This is a genomic window from Phenylobacterium sp., from assembly GCF_046463815.1.
GTDB lineage: Bacteria > Pseudomonadota > Alphaproteobacteria > Caulobacterales > Caulobacteraceae > Phenylobacterium.
The window spans coordinates 3,503-18,950 of sequence record NZ_JBKBRO010000034.1 but is presented as its reverse complement, the minus strand read 5'-3'; the positions used below and the strand labels follow the sequence as shown (position 1 = coordinate 18,950).

At 70.3% G+C, this 15,448-nt stretch carries 23 protein-coding genes; 16 read left to right on the top strand and 7 right to left on the bottom strand.

What is annotated here, in order from left to right; translation table 11 throughout:
* The 8 genes from ACK4TT_RS17755 to ACK4TT_RS17720 form a co-directional block, all read left to right on the top strand.
* A partial coding sequence (locus ACK4TT_RS17755) for a hypothetical protein (RefSeq protein ID WP_410213570.1) occupies positions 1 to 500 on the top strand: 500 nt, incomplete at its 5' end.
* Between the two features lie 48 nt (positions 501 to 548).
* Positions 549 to 890 carry a hypothetical protein gene (locus tag ACK4TT_RS17750; RefSeq protein WP_410213569.1) on the top strand — a complete coding sequence of 114 codons (342 nt, stop codon included), beginning with the start codon at positions 549 to 551 and terminating at the stop codon, positions 888 to 890.
* Positions 887 to 1,267: a hypothetical protein gene (locus ACK4TT_RS17745; RefSeq protein ID WP_410213568.1), complete on the top strand. Its 381-nt coding sequence runs from the start codon at positions 887 to 889 to the stop codon at positions 1,265 to 1,267. Before ACK4TT_RS17750 ends, ACK4TT_RS17745 begins: the two co-directional genes overlap by 4 nt.
* The gene (locus ACK4TT_RS17740) at positions 1,264 to 1,710 is read left to right on the top strand and encodes a D-Ala-D-Ala carboxypeptidase family metallohydrolase (RefSeq protein WP_410213567.1); all 447 of its coding nucleotides are present in this window, start codon (positions 1,264 to 1,266) and stop codon (positions 1,708 to 1,710) included. Before ACK4TT_RS17745 ends, ACK4TT_RS17740 begins: the two co-directional genes overlap by 4 nt.
* Before the next feature lie 50 nt (positions 1,711 to 1,760).
* On the top strand, positions 1,761 to 2,138 hold the full coding sequence (locus tag ACK4TT_RS17735) for a hypothetical protein (protein WP_410213566.1): 378 nt from the start codon (positions 1,761 to 1,763) through the stop codon (positions 2,136 to 2,138).
* Between the two features lies 1 nt (position 2,139).
* Positions 2,140 to 2,331, top strand: a complete 192-nt coding sequence (locus tag ACK4TT_RS17730; RefSeq protein ID WP_410213565.1) for a hypothetical protein — start codon at positions 2,140 to 2,142, stop codon at positions 2,329 to 2,331.
* Positions 2,332 to 2,444: 113 nt separating this feature from the next.
* Complete coding sequence (locus ACK4TT_RS17725; RefSeq protein ID WP_410213564.1) at positions 2,445 to 3,053, top strand: hypothetical protein; 609 nt, start codon at positions 2,445 to 2,447, stop codon at positions 3,051 to 3,053.
* Positions 3,054 to 3,265: 212 nt separating this feature from the next.
* Positions 3,266 to 3,568, top strand: coding sequence for a hypothetical protein (locus ACK4TT_RS17720; protein WP_410213563.1), 303 nt, complete (start codon positions 3,266 to 3,268; stop codon positions 3,566 to 3,568).
* Positions 3,569 to 3,602: 34 nt separating this feature from the next.
* On the opposite strand, the gene ACK4TT_RS17715 is transcribed toward ACK4TT_RS17720, so the two are convergent.
* The 3 genes from ACK4TT_RS17715 to ACK4TT_RS17705 form a co-directional block, all read right to left on the bottom strand.
* The gene (locus tag ACK4TT_RS17715; RefSeq protein WP_410213562.1) at positions 3,603 to 3,932 is read right to left on the bottom strand and encodes a hypothetical protein; all 330 of its coding nucleotides are present in this window, start codon (positions 3,930 to 3,932) and stop codon (positions 3,603 to 3,605) included.
* A gap of 157 nt (positions 3,933 to 4,089) precedes the next feature.
* Positions 4,090 to 4,530: a type II toxin-antitoxin system HicB family antitoxin gene (locus ACK4TT_RS17710; protein ID WP_410213561.1), complete on the bottom strand. Its 441-nt coding sequence runs from the start codon at positions 4,528 to 4,530 to the stop codon at positions 4,090 to 4,092.
* Between the two features lie 61 nt (positions 4,531 to 4,591).
* Positions 4,592 to 4,801 carry a type II toxin-antitoxin system HicA family toxin gene (locus ACK4TT_RS17705; RefSeq protein WP_410213560.1) on the bottom strand — a complete coding sequence of 70 codons (210 nt, stop codon included), beginning with the start codon at positions 4,799 to 4,801 and terminating at the stop codon, positions 4,592 to 4,594.
* A gap of 125 nt (positions 4,802 to 4,926) precedes the next feature.
* On the opposite strand from ACK4TT_RS17705, the gene ACK4TT_RS17700 reads away from it, so the two are divergent.
* Entirely contained in the window at positions 4,927 to 5,085 is a 159-nt protein-coding gene (locus ACK4TT_RS17700) for a YjbQ family protein (protein WP_410213559.1), read from the top strand.
* Between the two features lie 18 nt (positions 5,086 to 5,103).
* Here ACK4TT_RS17700 and ACK4TT_RS17695 read toward each other — a convergent pair whose 3' ends face one another.
* The 4 genes from ACK4TT_RS17695 to ACK4TT_RS17680 all read right to left on the bottom strand — a co-directional run bounded on the left by ACK4TT_RS17695 (position 5,104) and on the right by ACK4TT_RS17680 (position 8,129).
* On the bottom strand, positions 5,104 to 5,454 hold the full coding sequence (locus ACK4TT_RS17695) for a hypothetical protein (protein WP_410213558.1): 351 nt from the start codon (positions 5,452 to 5,454) through the stop codon (positions 5,104 to 5,106).
* A gap of 76 nt (positions 5,455 to 5,530) precedes the next feature.
* Positions 5,531 to 6,202 (bottom strand): hypothetical protein, encoded by a 672-nt coding sequence (locus tag ACK4TT_RS17690; protein ID WP_410213557.1) that lies wholly within the window; start codon positions 6,200 to 6,202, stop codon positions 5,531 to 5,533.
* 95 nt (positions 6,203 to 6,297) lie between these two features.
* Complete coding sequence (locus ACK4TT_RS17685) at positions 6,298 to 7,200, bottom strand: hypothetical protein (protein ID WP_410213556.1); 903 nt, start codon at positions 7,198 to 7,200, stop codon at positions 6,298 to 6,300.
* Positions 7,201 to 7,289: 89 nt separating this feature from the next.
* Positions 7,290 to 8,129, bottom strand: coding sequence for a methyltransferase domain-containing protein (locus tag ACK4TT_RS17680; RefSeq protein WP_410213555.1), 840 nt, complete (start codon positions 8,127 to 8,129; stop codon positions 7,290 to 7,292).
* Between ACK4TT_RS17680 and ACK4TT_RS17675 the strand changes: the two genes are divergently transcribed.
* The 7 genes from ACK4TT_RS17675 (at position 8,128) to cas2 (ending at position 15,190) form a co-directional block, all read left to right on the top strand.
* Positions 8,128 to 8,907 (top strand): ComF family protein, encoded by a 780-nt coding sequence (locus ACK4TT_RS17675; RefSeq protein ID WP_410213554.1) that lies wholly within the window; start codon positions 8,128 to 8,130, stop codon positions 8,905 to 8,907. The two genes, ACK4TT_RS17680 and ACK4TT_RS17675, sit on opposite strands and share 2 nt — an antisense overlap.
* A gap of 32 nt (positions 8,908 to 8,939) precedes the next feature.
* Positions 8,940 to 9,197 carry a glutaredoxin 3 gene (gene grxC, locus ACK4TT_RS17670; protein ID WP_410213553.1) on the top strand — a complete coding sequence of 86 codons (258 nt, stop codon included), beginning with the start codon at positions 8,940 to 8,942 and terminating at the stop codon, positions 9,195 to 9,197.
* Positions 9,198 to 9,352: 155 nt separating this feature from the next.
* Positions 9,353 to 10,168: a carbon-nitrogen hydrolase family protein gene (locus ACK4TT_RS17665; protein ID WP_410213552.1), complete on the top strand. Its 816-nt coding sequence runs from the start codon at positions 9,353 to 9,355 to the stop codon at positions 10,166 to 10,168.
* Positions 10,165 to 10,596 (top strand): DUF1178 family protein, encoded by a 432-nt coding sequence (locus tag ACK4TT_RS17660; protein ID WP_410213551.1) that lies wholly within the window; start codon positions 10,165 to 10,167, stop codon positions 10,594 to 10,596. Before ACK4TT_RS17665 ends, ACK4TT_RS17660 begins: the two co-directional genes overlap by 4 nt.
* A 170-nt stretch (positions 10,597 to 10,766) precedes the next feature.
* Entirely contained in the window at positions 10,767 to 13,901 is a 3,135-nt protein-coding gene (cas9, locus tag ACK4TT_RS17655; protein ID WP_410213550.1) for a type II CRISPR RNA-guided endonuclease Cas9, read from the top strand.
* 3 nt (positions 13,902 to 13,904) lie between these two features.
* On the top strand, positions 13,905 to 14,846 hold the full coding sequence (gene cas1, locus ACK4TT_RS17650) for a type II CRISPR-associated endonuclease Cas1 (protein ID WP_410213549.1): 942 nt from the start codon (positions 13,905 to 13,907) through the stop codon (positions 14,844 to 14,846).
* Positions 14,804 to 15,190, top strand: coding sequence for a CRISPR-associated endonuclease Cas2 (cas2, locus tag ACK4TT_RS17645; protein ID WP_410213548.1), 387 nt, complete (start codon positions 14,804 to 14,806; stop codon positions 15,188 to 15,190). Before cas1 ends, cas2 begins: the two co-directional genes overlap by 43 nt.
* Positions 15,191 to 15,448 lie beyond the last annotated feature (258 nt).

Below are 15,448 nucleotides of genomic sequence, written 5' to 3'. Positions count from 1 at the left end.
CGGGGGCGGCCACGGCCGCCGCCAGGGGCGCGGCCATCGTCGCGCGCCGGGGCGTCGCGGCCGGGGTCGCCGTGGCGCGGGCGCTCGCCTTCGCGCTTCGGGTGGCCTCGGCGCCGGCGGACCGGACATGGCCGGTCCCGGTCGAGCGCCGGGTCTTCAAGGTTCTCAACGACGAGACTGCACGGGGGGTCGAACACTTCATGTCCAGCGCCTTCAATCTCGACGCTCGCGGCCTCTATGTGGTCAAGGACCCGGACGCCGACCTCGACTATTCGCTCGATTGGTCCGAGTGGGTGGGCGAGGGGGACGCCCTGGCGACGTCCGAGTTCACGGTCGCGGCCGGGCTCACGAAGGGGGCGGTCAACCGCCTGGGCGCCGTGACGACGGTCTGGCTGTCGGGCGGAACGGTCGGCGAGACGTACCTCGTGACGAACCGCGTCGTCACCCAGGCCGGGCGGACCGAAGAGCGCAGCTTCCGCGTCCGCGTGCGCGAGCGCTGACGAACCCGGTTCGCCGGGGCTTTCCAACCACTCACCGAAGGAGGGGCCATGATCCCCGATCCCGACCGCCTCACGGCGGCGCTGTCGGCGCTTGCCGGCGGCGCATTCTGGGGGCTGTTCAGCCTCGCCACGACGTTGCTCGCGGGTCAGCCCGTGGGTCGCGCCGACCTGCTGCGGGCGCTCGCGAACGTCGCGGCGGCCCTGATCGGTGGCGCGCTCGTCGCCTACTTCCTGGCCCCGGCCGTGGCCCCGCTCATTCCGTGGGCCAGCCTGCGGGACCTGCACGCGGTCGGCTTCGGCATGGGCGCGCTGGCCTGGGAACTCGCCCCGTTCGTCTATCGGATCGCGAGGGCGCGGGCGGGGCGCATCGAGCGAGAGCAAGGCCGATGAACGTGGTCGACGTCTGGGCGGCCGTGGCCGCCGCCGTGGCCGCCGCCGCGCTTGCGCTGCGGGGCAACATGCTCAAGCCCGATATCGGCTCGTGGGCGGCTGCGCCCCGCATGGTGAGGATCGGTCTGTCGCTGCTGTCGATAGCGCTCGGCATGGCCGCCGTCACCCTGATCGGCGGCGGCCACGCCACCGCCCGCGAGGCGATGATCTACACGGTCTTGGCCGCCGTCGCCGTGGTCATGGCCTGGAACCTCCACAAGAACGGCCGGGCGAGCATCGGCGCCCTGCGCGTGCACATCGACGCCGACGAGGTTCGGGGCCTGGTCGAAAAGGCCGCGGCCGATCTTCGCCGACAGCTCGGGAGCGCCCCGGAATGAGCACCTACCTTTCCGAGCACTTCTCGCTCGACGAGCTGATCGCGACCTCGCATCGCGGGATCGACAACCGGCCGCCGAAGATCGTCGTCGCCAACCTCGCCGAGACGGCGCGGCGCATGGAGGCGGTGCGCCAGATCCTGGGCGGCCGGCCGATCCTCGTGACGAGCGGCTACCGCTGCCCCGCCCTGAACACCGAGGTCGGCGGCTCGAAGACGAGCGCGCACCTGTTGGGCTGGGCGGTCGACTTCATCTGTCCCCGGTTCGGTTCGCCGCTCGACGTCTGCCGCGTCCTGGCGGCGGCGCAGGCGGCGGGCGACCTCGCCTTCGATCAGCTCATCGAAGAGGGGACGTGGGTTCATATCAGCTTCGAGCCCCGGCCGATGCGCGGCCAGGTGCTCACGAAGAGAGCCGGCGGCGGCTACGCCCTGGGGCTCCGCTTCTAGCCGGCAGAGGGCGCGCGGCCCGCCCTTCCCGGCCGCTCGGAGAAACCACCATGAAACGACTGCTGTTCGCGACCGCCCTTGCGGTCGCGGCGCTGGCGGCGGCCGGCTGTTCCGGCTGCTCGGCGCTCAACCCAAATCGCGCGGTCCTGGCCGAGACCGTGATCGACGAGAAGGCGCTGTTCGCCGCCGAGGCCGCGTTCTTCGGCGCCGCCTCGGCCGCCGAGTCGGCCGTCGACGTCGAGCTGCTGCGGCCCGGCGACGCCTCGGCCGTCAAGATCGCCGACGCCCTGGACAAGGCGCATGATGCGCTCGTGGCGGCCCGCGCCGCCTACGCGGTCGGCGACGCCCAGGGGTACGGCGAGAAGATCGCCGCCCTGCAGGGCTTCGTCGCCGAAGCCTGGAAGCTCATTCCGCAAAGGGAGGGCTGACATGGAGCCCGCGACCATCGCTCAAGTGATCCTCGCCGCCGCCCAACTCGCCAAGTCCGTCGCGCCCCTCGTCGAGAAGGGCGTGGAGGTCTTCGGCTCTGACGACGCGGCCAAGATCAAGGCCGCCGCCGACGAGCTGCGGGCGGCCAACGAAGGTCTGCACGCCAGGGTGCAGGCGAAGCTGCGCGGCTAGGCGCAGGCCGGCGCTCGCGCCGTGCGGAGGGCCCGCAGCCGGGGGAGCTGCGGGCCCTTTTGCGTTTCGGGCCCGGCTTGCCGCCGCGCCGGCCGGCGGGCATGGTCCCGGCGATGGCTGACGCGCTTGCCAAGCTTCGCGACCGGCGCCCGGAATGGGCCAAGGCGGTTTCGCCCGCGCCGCCCCGGCGGGACTGCGGGCCCTGCGATCTGTGCTGCACCGTCGAGGAGATCCCCGAAATGGGGAAGCCGGCCCTTTGGCCGTGCGCGCACCTGAAGGCCGGGTCCGAGCCTGGGTGTTCCATATGGGGCCAGCCTGGGCGGCCCAAGGCGTGCGCCGTGTTCCTCTGCCTCTGGCGGGCGAGCGATACGCTGTTGCCGCCGGACCTCTTCCCGCCGGACTGCGGCTTCCTCATGCAGGTGTCACCCGTGCGCGTGTGGCCGCTCGTGGTCAGCGTGGTCCCGGCGCAGGGGCGGGGTCTGGCCTGGGATACGCCGGACAACCGGGCCCGCTTCGCGGCGCTAGCGCGGGCGTGGAACGCGGCCGTCGTCTGCATGACCGAGACGCTTGCGCCCGTGCTGGCCTTCGCCCCGGCGGGCGGGGTGTACGACGCGCGCGAGCGGCCCGACGTCTTCCCGGCGGGCCACGTCGCCCTCGATCCCGCCGACTATCTGGCGGACCGTCGCGAGCCCATCGCCCTTATCCGCGAAGCCCGGCTCTGACGAACCCGGGTCGCCCTCGATCCGCTCCGCCCCGTGAGGCCCGCCTGGCAGACCGCCCGGCGGGCCTTTTCGTTTTCCGGCCCGTGGAGGCCCGGCAAGGCCCCGCCTAGGTCAGCGTAGCCGCCAAACACCCGCGCCTGTCCTGGGCCGGTTGACGGCCTATCGCTTTAAGCGATAAAAACCTTTGCATGACTAAAGGAAAGCCTCGCAAATTGATCTGCCCCGAATGCGGGGTCGCCTTCGCGCCCTCGCATCACCGGCAACTGTTCTGCACCCCGGCCCACAAGGCGGCTTACAACAACCGCCAGGTGTCGCGCGGCTTCACGCCGTTCTTTCTGGCCCAGGTGTGGCAGGCGGCGCGGGCTCGCCGCGATCCCGAGAGCCGCGAGGTCGCGCGCGAGGCGTTCGCCTTGCTCTGCCGGGCGGCCCGTGACGCGAACGCCGACGATCGCGAAGCGGGGCGGGCGGACCCGGTCAGGGTGTTCTTGCAGCGGAGGGCGGCGGGCGTGGCCTAGGGCCGCGCGAGGATGGCCCTTGCGAGGGCGGCGGCTAGGGAGGTGGCCGCCGCCCTTTTTCGCGCCCGCCTGGGTGAGCCCCGGGGCGGCGGGCGGGGTCGGCGAAAGCGGGCATCGGGCCATATGGCCCCGACCGATCGGGGCGATAGTCGCGGGGCAGGCTGTCGGGCCGAAGGTCGATGAACCCGTCGCGGCCCCGCGCGCCGCAGCGCGAGCAGCGGAGCCGCCGCCGGGCCGCCAGGATCGTGCATCTATGGCCTAGCAGAGCGACCGCCTCGGCCGGGCTCATGCGGCGGGTGTAGTCGCAGCCGGGCATGCGGCAGGCGGCGAGCAGGTCGCGGTCGCCGTCGAGAAAGTCCGCCATGACGAGCTGTCGCGGGGCGGACGGGTGTTGCGGTTGTTCCATCTGGCGCACCGATCAGAGCGCCAACCCGACCGCGATCTAGGCCCGCCACGGTCGGGGCGCAAGGGTGTCAGGGCGGCGAACCGAGTTCGCGGGATCGGTGGAGCGCCGGCCGCTTTCAGGCCGCAAGGGCGGGCTGCACGCCCACGGCGCGGAGCGCTTGCAGGGTCAGATCGAGGCTGGCGTTCTGGCCCGCCAGGATGCGGCGCACGGTCTTCTCGTCTCGCCCCATGCGTTCGGCCACGGCGACGCGCGTCAGGCCCTCGGCCTTCATAGCCCGCAGCAACAGGGCGCGGGCGGCCAGCGCCGGGGCGACGGGCACGTCGGCCCAGTGGACACCGTCCGCGACCGCTTCGGGTCCGATCTCGGCGCGCGCGGGGAAGTCCCGGCCGAGTTCGATGTAGCCTTCGAGGGCCGCTTCGAGGGCGTCGTCGGCGTTGGCTCGGGCCTCGGCCAGGGTGTCGCCCTGGGTGACGGCTTCGGGGACGTCGGGGAAGGTGACGATAAAGTCCTGCGGTCCTTCCTGGCGGATCAAGGCGACGTAGGCGACGGGATGCATGTGTATCTCTCCGTGTCCCCGTTGGCTGCGGGGTGAGGTTGGGGCCTTCCCTGGGGCGGCTCTACACCGCGTCCGGGGGAAGGCCCAGGGTCTTGAGTATTCCCCTGCGGGTGCCGGTCTTCAGCTCGCCCGAGGGGATGGTCGTGAACCGCTCCCCGATCCAGACCCGGCCGTGGCCGCCCTTGCCCCGGCGGGGATCGAAGCGGGGGGCGTCGAGGCCGTTGTCGCGGCAGTAGGTGCGAAGGGCGCGGAGGAATTGGTCGCGGTTCATGAGTTGAGTTATCGGGCATATATGTCCGTGCGTCAACTGAATTCGGACTAAAATGCCCGAGGAAACTTAGACGAAAGAGGGGCGGGCGATTGTAAGGATGCGCAGGGTCGGGGGGTCCCGACGACATGCCGGCCCACCTGCGGAGCGCGCTCACCGGCGTCCAGCTCTCGATCCCCCTGGTCGGCGGTCGGCTGGCGCTCGGGACCTGGCAGGGCGTCTACCTCTTCGAACACCGCGCCCGCCCCCACCGCCGCGAGGTCGTGCTGCACCTGCTGGGGGAGTGACCCCAGCGAAGTCGGAGGTCAGTAAGCGTCCTTGAGGTCGGCATCGAAGGCTTTCCGAGAGCACGCGGCGACCTCAGGCTCCGAAAGAAAGGCCGCCCACGTCTTGCCCGTCACGGGCGTGACGGGGCGGGACATGAGATCCTCGACGGCGAGCCGTATGGAGCGATAGGTCGCCACACCGCCGTTCGCCTCGAACCGGATTTCGCCCGCGTCGTCCACATGCAGCGGCGTCAGCGGTTCCGGCCACGAGGGCATCACGAGCGCCATCTCGTGCGGGTCCCGGGTGCGGATGAGGACGGCCTTGGTTCCATCCGCATAGCGGCATTGAGCGCCGCCCGTGACGCGCGCGCGGTAGTCGTCCAGGCGCATCGTCGTTTCCGCTTCAGTCGCGCCCGACGCGGCGACCGCCGTGAATCCCAGGCAGACCGCGAAGAGCCGCAGGCGCTTAGTCCTGATAGGTGTTTGCGTACACGCCATCGCCGGGCAGGTCCTTGGACGGGTAACTGTTCTTGAATGGGCCAGTTTGCGTCTGAAGTGGATAGCCCATGAACGGGTTCGTCGATGGTTGCCCCCGTAAGTTGAAGTGGATGCCTCCGTTTGTCGGGTCCACCCCGGCCGCGCGCTGCCGCCGCGCTTCCACAACTGCGGCCTTGCTGGCCTCAAAAGCTTCGCGTTCGGCCTCGGGAACCGTAACCTTTGATGGCGCGGTCTTCGGTCGGCGCTGCCCGAGTGCTTCGTCGCCATTCATCACCGCGTGTGCCAGATTGGTTCGCGCCTGCTGAAGGTCTGCCCCGGACAGCGACCGCGTCTCATTGACGATGATGCCAGCGATTTCCTCGTCCGAAAGGATCGCCTTGCCGCCTCGTTGAATCGCCTTGTTGCCGCCTTCCGCTTGCATGGCTCTCGGCGCAGAAATCGACTGTGCGCCCAACGCCCTTACGTCGCTTTCTCGTGGAGCGACGACGTCGCGCCCAGACCGAGCGGCGGCGCCCCAAATCTCGTGACCCCGCGCCTCGGCCCCGTTCCACAGGCGCGCAACGTCTTGGGATCGGCGCTCCATCCAATCCGCGACATTCAGGGAGTCCATATCCTGCGCATCGCGGCCGTTGTTGCTCATTTTTGAACCCGCTCCATAGGCGAGGCGCCCCTTGCGCCAGCCAAGTGCAATTATGGACGCTTGGCGACTCGGAGTCAAGAACAAAAAGGGAACATCTAGTCCGCCGCCGCCCGCCGAATCCGCGCCGGCTTGGTCGCCTCCACCACGCACTGGCCGGGGTCTGTCATGGCGTGGACGCCCAGGCAGTAGATGTCCTCGTAGTGGGTTCCCGCGCTCGCCAGGCACTGGTGGAAGTTGAGCTTGGCCATCCGCAGGCACATGGCGCTCTTGGGTTCGCTCGACAGCGCCCGGCCCTGGCCCTCCTGGCCCATGACGGTGAGGGCCGCCAGCGCCACGCCGCGGGCCACCACGGGGCTCGGCCCGCCCCGCCGTCCGCCCTCGGCTATCGCCGCGGTCAGCCGGGCGCGGTCGTCGCCGGTCGCGCGATAGCCGGCGGTGGAGATGCGCTTGACCTCGGCGAGCCTCGCCGGGCCGTTGGTCAGCCGGGCCTTCGACCAGCCCTGCTTCTGGACGGAATAGGAGGCCGCCTTCACCCGGCGTCCGGCCTGGGCCAGGGCCTCGCCCCGGCGGGCCAGGGCCGCGCTCGCGCGTCCGGCCGCCGCCTGTCCGCCGGGCAGGTCGAGCGCCGCCTCGGGAATGGCCGCCAGCCGGCGGGCGAGGTCGCGGCCGCCGGCTTTCCTGACCCCGGCCACGAAGGCGGGCTCCTGCAGGGCGGCGAGCGCCGCATAGGCGATCATCCCCGCTTCCAGTTGCCGGGGCTCGTAGGCCGCGCCCGCCTGCAGCCCCTGGGCGATGTCGTCCGGCCCCGCGAAGCCCGCCGGGATGGCGGCGGCCTTGCGGGTGAAGGCCTCGAAGGCGCCGGCCTGGGCGGCCAGGCCCATGTCCACGTATCCGCCCTTGGCCGTGGGCTTGGGCGGCGGCGGGGCGTTGGTGGCGCAGGAGGCGAGCAGGAGCGCGGCGGCGAGCGCTGAAAGGCGCAGGCTGGATTGGGCTGGCACGTCAGACCCCGTGACGATGCGCCCCCGCAAGCGTCCCCAGACCGCCACCGTGGGGGTATAGGGTTAAGGCTGCGTCGCCAAGCTTGGCCTCAAGGCGCCGCCGGCGGCGCCCAGCCGGTCAGGGTGATGATCTCGAAGGTCGCCGGGACGCGCTGGTCCTCGTTGCGGAACCGCTCGAAGTAGATCTCGAAGGCGCGGTTCAGCAGGGTCCGGGTGAGCGCCTTCGGGTGCCGGTCGGCCAGCACGCTGGTCTCGCCCATCTGGCGCAGGTCGAACAGCAGCTTCAGCGGGTGGTCGTAGGTGACGGTCACCGCATCCACGTCGGCCACCGGCATGGAGAAGCCCGCCCGCTGGAGCAGGCCGGCGGCGTCGGCCACGTCGGCGAAGGGCGAGACCCGGCTGCCCGCCCCGCCCAGGATCTCGCTCTCGGCGGCGACAAGCGACTGGCGAAGCTCGGTCAGCGTCGTCCCGCCCAGGAAGGCCCCGATGAACAGGCCGTCCGGCTTCAGGGCGCGCCTAGCCTGGATCAGGGCGCCGACCACGTCGTTGGTCCAGTGCAGCCCCAGCGTCGAGACGATCAGGTCGAGGCTTGCGTCCGCGAACGGCAGGCGCTCCTCGTCCAGCACCACCCGCGCGCCTGCCCGGCCGTGCAGCATCCGATGCGAGAGGTCGCCCTCGATCAGGAAGCCCACGCGGGCGGCCGCCTCGCTCGCCGCCAGGGCTTCGCGGAACGCCCCGCCCCGGGCCGAGAGGTCGACGGCCACCGGGAAGTCCCGCATGATCGGCTCCAGCCGCTCGGCCACGTCCTCGGCGGCGCGCCGCTGGAGGAAGTCGGCGTTCGCATAGCCGCGGGCGGCGCGGTCCAGCCGCTTGCGGTGCAGGGCGCGGTCGAACAGCCTGGGCGGGCTCGCATGGGGAGGGGAGGACATGGCGGCGGAACATGGCGACTTCGCCGCCCCTTGGAAACCCGGAGCCCGGATTCAGGCGCTCTGGCGCGGCGCCCTCGACCTCGTCTTCCCGCCCCAGGCCATCGACGGCGGCCCGCGCCCGCTGGCTGGCGGTCTCTCCGCCCAGGCCTGGAGCCGCATCCACTTCCTCGACGGGCCGGTGTGCGACGGCTGCGGCGTCCCCTTCGAGTACGACCTCGGCGCCCGCTGCGCCGCGTGCCAGGCCCGGCCCCGGGCCTTCGACCGCGCCCGCGCGGCCTGCCTCTACGACGAGACCTCGCGCGACCCGATCCTGAAGCTGAAGCATGCCGACCGGACGGACCTCGCCCCGCTGCTGGCCCGCTGGCTCTCGCGCGCCGCCCGCGAGCTGATCGAGGAGGCCGACGTCATCGCGCCGGTGCCCCTGCACCGCTTCCGCCTGCTGGGCCGCCGCTACAACCAGGCCGCCGAGATCGCCCGGCCGCTCGCCCGCATGACCGGGACGCCCTACCTGGCCGACGCGCTCGTCCGTAAGCGGGCCACGCCCACCCAAGGGGGACGGTCCGGCTCGGGCCGGCGGCGCAACGTGGCCGGCGCCTTCGAGGTCCCGGCGCGCCACCGCGAGCGGCTGTCCGGCCTCACGGTCCTGCTGGTCGACGACGTGCTCACCACCGGCGCCACGGCCGAGGCCTGCGCCCGGGCGTTGAAGGGGGCTGGCGCCGCCTGCGTCAACGTGGCCGTGGCGGCCCGCGTTAAGGCCCTTGACGGACTCACTATATGAACCTTCAGAGACACGACCTCCGTTAGGAAGCCATGCCCAAGGTCACGATCTACACCAAGCCCTACTGCCCCTACTGCATCCGGGCCGTCAGCCTGCTGGAGGAGAAGGGCGTGCCCTTCACCGAGATCGAGGCCGCCTTCGATCCCGAGAAGAAGGCCGAGATGGTCCAGCGCTCCGGCCGCATGACCTTCCCCCAGATCTTCATCGGCGAGCGCCACATCGGCGGCTGCGACGACATGTACGCCCTCGAGCGCGCCGGCCAGCTCGATCTCCTCCTCAAGGCGGCGTGACCCTTCCCTCCCTTGATGGGGAGGGACAGCTCGCCGGAGGCGAGCAGGGTGGGGGAGTCCATCCCTGGACTCCGAGCCCGGCCGATACATCCCCACCCGTCTCACTGCGCTCGCCACCCTCCCCATGAAGGGGAGGGAAGGCTAAGAACCACCCTGTGAAGATCGCGCTCATCCAGGCCCGCACGCCCGCGACCCAGGACGCCGCCCTGGCCCACGTCCTGCCGATGGTGCGCGAGGCCGCCGCCGGCGGAGCGCGCCTGATCGCCACGCCCGAGGGGACCAACGTCCTGCAGAAGGACAAGGCCAGGCTCCTCCCCCTGCTGCGGCCCCTGGCGGAGGACCCGGTGGTCCGGGGCCTCCAGGCCGCCGCCCGCGAGCTGGGCGTCTTCGTCCTGCTGGGCTCGGCCCTGGTGCTGCGCGAGGATGGCAAGGCGGCCAATCGCCAGGCCCTGATCGCCCCGGACGGGTCCATCGCGGCGACCTACGACAAGCTGCACATGTTCGACGTGGACCTGCCCACCGGCGAGACGGCGCGGGAGTCCGAGACCTATGAGCCGGGCGACCGGGCGGTGGTGTCCGACGTGGACGACGTGAAGCTCGGCCATTCGATCTGCTACGACCTGCGCTTCCCGGCGCTCTACCGGGCCCTGGCGCTGGCGGGCGCCGAGGTGCTGGCCATCCCCGCCGCCTTCACCCGCCCCACCGGCGAGGCCCACTGGGAGGTGCTGGTGCGCGCCCGGGCCATCGAGACCGGCAGCTACGTCATCGCCCCGGCCCAGGGCGGCTTCCACGAGGATGGCCGCGGCACCTGGGGCCGCTCCATCGTGGTGGGGCCGTGGGGCGAGGTGGTCGGCAGGCTTGACCACGACGAGCCCGGCGTGCTTCTCGCCGACCTCGATCGGGAAGCGGTCGCCAGGGCGCGCGCCGCCATCCCGGCGCTGGCCAACGCCCGAGCCTTCACAGGTCCATGATCAAGTACGCCCTGACCTGCGACCACGAGCACGCCTTCGAAGGCTGGTTCGGCTCGTCCGCCGACTACGACGACCAGCACGCGCGCGGCCTGCTCGAATGCCCCGTCTGCGCCAGCAAGGCGGTGCGCAAGCAGATCATGGCCCCCGCCGTGGCCGGGACGCGCAAGACCGTGCAGGACGAGCGCGCGGGCCCGCCCCAGGCCATGATGATGGAGGCGCTCTCGCGCATCCGCCGCCACGTCGAGGAGAACTTCGACGATGTCGGCGACGCCTTCGCCAAGGAGGCCCGCGCCATCCACGAGGGCAGGTCCGAGGAGCGCGGCATCTACGGCCAGGCGACGCCCAAGGAGGTCCGCGAACTGCTCGAGGACGGCGTCCCCGTCGCCCCCCTGCCGCCGGAACCTCCGAAGAAGACGCAGGTCAACTGATACGCCAATGAAAAAGGCGGGGCCGTGGCCCCGCCCTTATTTGGTGCGACCGAGCCGCTTGTTAACGACTGGCCCCGATCTCTGAATTCGACAGCCTAAAGCGCAAGCCGTCGTTGACGTCAATCCCAAGTTGTTGCGAGCTTTCGTCTCCGGGAGGCAGGGAGGAGCGAATGCGGCGCCTTGGCATCGACATCGGGGTGGCCAGCCTGGGCTGGTGCCTGATCGAGGACGGCGGCGAGACATCGCGGATCGTCGATCTCGGCGTGCGGATCTTCAGTCCGGGGCGCGATCCGAAGACGGGCGCCTCGCTGGCGGTGGATCGCCGCAACGCGCGGGCGATGCGAAGGCGGCGGGATCGCTATCTCGGCCGGCGCGCCGCGTTCCTGCGCGCCCTGGTGGCCTTCGGCCTGATGCCGGCCGATCCCCAGGCGGCGCGCGCGCTGGCGAGCCTCGATCCCTACGATCTGCGCCTGCGGGCTTTGAGCGAGCGGCTCGAACCGCATGAGATCGGCCGCGCCCTCTTCCACCTCAACCAGCGGCGCGGGTTCAAGTCGAACCGCAAGGCCGACCGCAAATCGGGCGAGGACGGCAAGATCGCCCTGGGCGCGGCAGCCCTGGACGCGGCCATGACCGAAGCTGGCGCGGAGACCCTTGGCCAGTTCCTTGCCGGACGCGAGAGCCGCCGGGTGCGGATGGGGGGCGAGAACCAAGCCTATGACTTCTATCCTCAGCGCCGGCACGTCGAACACGAGTTCGAGACGATCTGGCGGCGGCAGGCCGTCCACCATCCGGAGATCATGACCGAAGAGGCGCGCGCCGCCCTGGCGCGCGTCCTGTTCTTCCAGCGCCCCCTCAAGGCGCCGGAGGTCGGCGTGTGCGCCTTCGTGGCTTCGGAGCGGCGGATTCCCAAGGCTCACCCCCTGTTCCAACGGCTTCGTCTTTATCAGGAGGTCAATCATCTGCGGATCGTGGCGCCAGGCGAGGCGGCGCGCCCTCTGACGCTGGACGAGCGCAACGCCTTGGTCATGGCTTTGCGCGACCGCAAGGAACGCAGTTTCGAGCAGCTCGCCAAGGTCCTGAAGTTGGCGGCGGGCCAACGGTTCTCGGTCGAAACCGAGGCGCGGAAGAGCCTGAAGGGTGACGAGCTACGGGCCGCGCTCGGCTCGAAGAAGGCGTTCGGCGCGGCATGGGCGCTGATGTCCGACGAGCGCCAATGGGCCATTGTCGAGCGGCTGATGGAGGAGGAGGTCCCCGAAAGGCTCGCCGACTTCCTCGTCGGCGACTGCGGCCTCTCGCCCGAGGCGGCGCGCGAGGTCGCCGGCGCGAACCTGCCCGAAGGCCACGGGCGCCTTGGGGAGACAGCAAGCCGAAGGGTGCTCGCGGAACTGGAGAAGGAGGTCGTCACCTACGACGAAGCCGTCCGCCGGTGCGGCTGGAACCATTCGGATGATTCCACCGGCGAGGTGCTTGAGCGACTGCCCTACTACGGCCAGATCCTAGACCGGGAGATTCCCCCTGGCTCGCAGGACCCCCGCGACGACGTGGAGAAGCGCTTCGGCCGGATCACCAATCCGACGGTGCACGTCGGCCTGCGCCAGTTGGAAAAGGTGGTCAACGCGGTGATCGACCGCCACGGCCGCCCGGATCAGATCGTGGTCGAGCTGGCCCGCGAGCTCAAGCTGAACGAGCAGGAGCGCAAGGCGCACGACAAGCGCATCCGGGAGACCACGGCGGCTGCGGTCGCCCGCGGGAAATTGCTCGGGGAGCTGGGTCAGGCCGACACCGGCGCCAACCGCATGCTGCTGCGTCTCTGGGAGGAGCTCAATCCGACGAACCCACTCGACCGGCGCTGCCCCTACTGCGCGAAGGTGATCGGGCCGACCGCGTTGTTTTCGGGCGAGGTCGATATCGACCACATCGTTCCTTACTCGCGGTGCCTGGACGACAGCGCCGGCAACAAGGTCGTGGCCCACCGCGCCTGCAATCGCGAGAAGGGCGCCAGGACGCCGTACGAGCGATGGGGCGGCGAGGCGCGATGGGAGGTCATCGCCGATCAGGTCAGCCGCCTGCACCGCTCCAAGCAGTGGCGGTTCTCCCCGGACGCCATGGAACGGTTCGAGAAGGACGGCGACTTTATCGCGCGCCAGCTCACCGACACCCAATATCTCGCGCGGATCACGGCCAAATACCTTCGCCGGCTCTATCCGGCCGCGACGGACGGTTTCGTCTACGTGATACCGGGCCGAATGACGGCGATGCTGCGCCGCGTCTGGGGGCTGAACAGCCTCTTGCCCGACCACAACTACGTGGAAAACCCCCACAGCGCTGCGCCCAAGAACCGCCTCGACCATCGGCATCACGCCATCGATGCGGCGGTGGCGGCGGCGACCACCCGCTCGTTGCTGCAAAGGATCGCCGAGGCTTCGGCCCGATCCGAAGCCAAGGATCTCGACCGGCGGTTCGCTGGCCTCGATGAGCCACCCTGGCCGGGGTTCCGCGAGGCGCTGTATGAACGGCTGCAAGCCACCGTCGTCAGCCACAAGCCGGACCACGGCCGGCGGGGCCGTCCGCCGCCTGGGAAGGACACCACGTCAGGGCGGCTGCACAACGACACCGCCTATGGCCTGACCGGCGAATTCGCCGCCGACGGCAGGACGCCCATCGTCGTCCACCGCGTGCCGCTGGCCAGTCTGAAGCCGGCCGACATCGCCGCCCTCCCGGATCCGCCGCTCCGAGATGCGCTCTGGACGGCGACCCGCGGTCTGGAAGGCAAGGCCTTCGAGGCGGCGCTGGCCGCGTTCGCGGCGGTTGAGGGGCCATTCAAGGGGATACGACGGGTTCGGGTGCGCGAGCCTCTGAACGTCATCCCGATCCGGGATCGTGAGGGCCGGGCCTATAAGGCCTACAAGGGCGACGCCAACGCCCGCTTCGACGTGTGGCGGCTACCGGACGGCAAGTGGGTTTCCGACGTGGTCTCGATGTTCGACGCCCATCGGCGCGACCTCGGCGATCGCCGGCCTCACCCGGCCGCGAAGAAAGTGCTGAGTCTTCGCCAGAATGACCTCCTGGCGATGGACTTGGACGGATCGGACCGCGCGCTGATGCGCGTGGTGAAGTTCTCGAGCTCGGGCCAGATCACCTTGGCCAGCCACAATGAGGGCGGCTCTTTGAAGGCCCGTGACGCCGACAAGGGCGATCCGTTCAGGTATCTCTATTCGTCGGCCAGCGGCCTGAGGAAGCTCCGCGCTCGGCAGGTGAGGGTCGACCCGGCGGGGCGGGTCTACGATCCGGGGCCGCGCGGCTGAGCCGTGGAGCGGATCGTCGACATCGCGAGCGAAGGCCGCCACCTTAGGGTGCTGCGGGGGTTCCTGATCGTCGAGGAGGGGGGCGGCGCCGAAGTGGGGCGCGTGCCGCTCGACGACGTGCATGCGGTGATCGTCCACGCGCACGGTGTGACCTGGAGCGCCAACCTGGTGGCGGCGCTGGCCGAGCGCGGGTCGCCCGTCGTGTTCTGCGCCGCGAACCACAGTCCGGTCGCTGTCACCCTGCCTCTTGTGGGCAACCACGCCCAGAATGCGCGCATGCGGGCGCAATGGGCCGCCTCCAAGCCGCTCGCGAAGCAGCTCTGGCGGCGGATCGTCATGGCCAAGATCGGAATGCAGGCGTCGTTGCTCGGCGCTCAGGGGGTCGCCGGGGGCGCGGGGCTCGCGGCGATGGCCACCCGCGTCCGCTCGGGCGACGAGGGCAACCTTGAAGCCCAGGCGGCGCGCCGATACTGGCCGCTGTTGATGGGGTCGGATTTCCGGCGAGACCGGGAGGCGGAGGGCGCCAACAGCCTGCTCAACTACGGCTACGCGATCATGCGCGCCACGGTGGCGCGCGCGGTCGTGGCGGCGGGCCTGCACCCGACAATGGGTATCGGTCACGCTAATCGAGGCAACGCCCTGGCCTTGGCGGATGATCTCATCGAGCCCTTTCGTCCCCTCGTCGATGGGCTCGTGGCCCGAATGGCGCTCGCGGGCGAACCCATGCTGCTGGACCCTGCGACGAAGCGCCGTTTCGCACGTCTGATTGCGTTCGATCTGACGGTGGATGGGCAGGCCTCCCCGGTCTCGCAGGCCGCGATCCGCCTCGCCCAGTCGCTGGCGCGGGCCTTCGAGACGGGGCGTCCGACGCTCAGCATCTTTCAGCCGCCGACGCCACTCCAATGGTCGCGCCTCGGCGAGAAGCTGACCGAGGAGGAGGTGTGAGCGCGCCGTCCAGAAGCCATCTCAGCGGGTACCGACTGATGTGGATATTCGTGATGTTCGACCTGCCGGTTGCAGGCAAGGCGCAGATGAAGGCCGCCACGAAATTTCGGGAATTCCTGCTGGATGAAGGATTCGAACGCAGCCAGTTCTCGGTCTATGCTCGCTTCTGCAACGGCAAGGAAGCCTTCGATTCACAATTGGCTCGCATCGAGCGCAACCTGCCGTCGGATGGCGAGATACATGTGCTCACCTTCACCGACCGTCAGTACGAAAACATCGTGCGATTCTCGGGGCAGAGGCGACGGCGGCCGAGAAGGAACCCGGATCAACTCGCCTTGTTCTAGCTATGTCCAAGGAAACGAGTGGCCTGGGATCGTCCTCTTGTCTCGTGTTTTCAGAGACTTCTGGATGATCCCAGGCTAGCCGTTCAGAGATCGGGGGCCAACCGCAACTCCTCGCTGAGCGTGCGGAGCATGGTCTTCAGGCTAGCCGTTCAGAGATCGGGGGCCAACCGCAACTTGAAGGTCTCCATCATGCGCTGTGCGGACAGGCTAGCCGTTCAGAGATCGGGGGCCAACCGCAACCGAGGATCGGGAGGACCA

Coding starts and splice junctions, on each gene's coding strand:
- ACK4TT_RS17750 (WP_410213569.1), top strand. CDS start 549: ATGATCCCCGATCCCGACCGCCTCACGGCGGCGCTGTCGGCGCTTGCC.
- ACK4TT_RS17745 (WP_410213568.1), top strand. CDS start 887: ATGAACGTGGTCGACGTCTGGGCGGCCGTGGCCGCCGCCGTGGCCGCC.
- ACK4TT_RS17740 (WP_410213567.1), top strand. CDS start 1,264: ATGAGCACCTACCTTTCCGAGCACTTCTCGCTCGACGAGCTGATCGCG.
- ACK4TT_RS17735 (WP_410213566.1), top strand. CDS start 1,761: ATGAAACGACTGCTGTTCGCGACCGCCCTTGCGGTCGCGGCGCTGGCG.
- ACK4TT_RS17730 (WP_410213565.1), top strand. CDS start 2,140: ATGGAGCCCGCGACCATCGCTCAAGTGATCCTCGCCGCCGCCCAACTC.
- ACK4TT_RS17725 (WP_410213564.1), top strand. CDS start 2,445: ATGGCTGACGCGCTTGCCAAGCTTCGCGACCGGCGCCCGGAATGGGCC.
- ACK4TT_RS17715 (WP_410213562.1), bottom strand. CDS start 3,932: ATGGCGGACTTTCTCGACGGCGACCGCGACCTGCTCGCCGCCTGCCGC.
- ACK4TT_RS17710 (WP_410213561.1), bottom strand. CDS start 4,530: ATGCATCCCGTCGCCTACGTCGCCTTGATCCGCCAGGAAGGACCGCAG.
- ACK4TT_RS17705 (WP_410213560.1), bottom strand. CDS start 4,801: ATGAACCGCGACCAATTCCTCCGCGCCCTTCGCACCTACTGCCGCGAC.
- ACK4TT_RS17700 (WP_410213559.1), top strand. CDS start 4,927: ATGCCGGCCCACCTGCGGAGCGCGCTCACCGGCGTCCAGCTCTCGATC.
- ACK4TT_RS17695 (WP_410213558.1), bottom strand. CDS start 5,454: ATGCGCCTGGACGACTACCGCGCGCGCGTCACGGGCGGCGCTCAATGC.
- ACK4TT_RS17690 (WP_410213557.1), bottom strand. CDS start 6,202: ATGAGCAACAACGGCCGCGATGCGCAGGATATGGACTCCCTGAATGTC.
- ACK4TT_RS17675 (WP_410213554.1), top strand. CDS start 8,128: ATGGCGGCGGAACATGGCGACTTCGCCGCCCCTTGGAAACCCGGAGCC.
- ACK4TT_RS17680 (WP_410213555.1), bottom strand. CDS start 8,129: ATGTCCTCCCCTCCCCATGCGAGCCCGCCCAGGCTGTTCGACCGCGCC.
- grxC (WP_410213553.1), top strand. CDS start 8,940: ATGCCCAAGGTCACGATCTACACCAAGCCCTACTGCCCCTACTGCATC.
- ACK4TT_RS17660 (WP_410213551.1), top strand. CDS start 10,165: ATGATCAAGTACGCCCTGACCTGCGACCACGAGCACGCCTTCGAAGGC.
- cas9 (WP_410213550.1), top strand. CDS start 10,767: ATGCGGCGCCTTGGCATCGACATCGGGGTGGCCAGCCTGGGCTGGTGC.
- cas2 (WP_410213548.1), top strand. CDS start 14,804: ATGGTCGCGCCTCGGCGAGAAGCTGACCGAGGAGGAGGTGTGAGCGCG.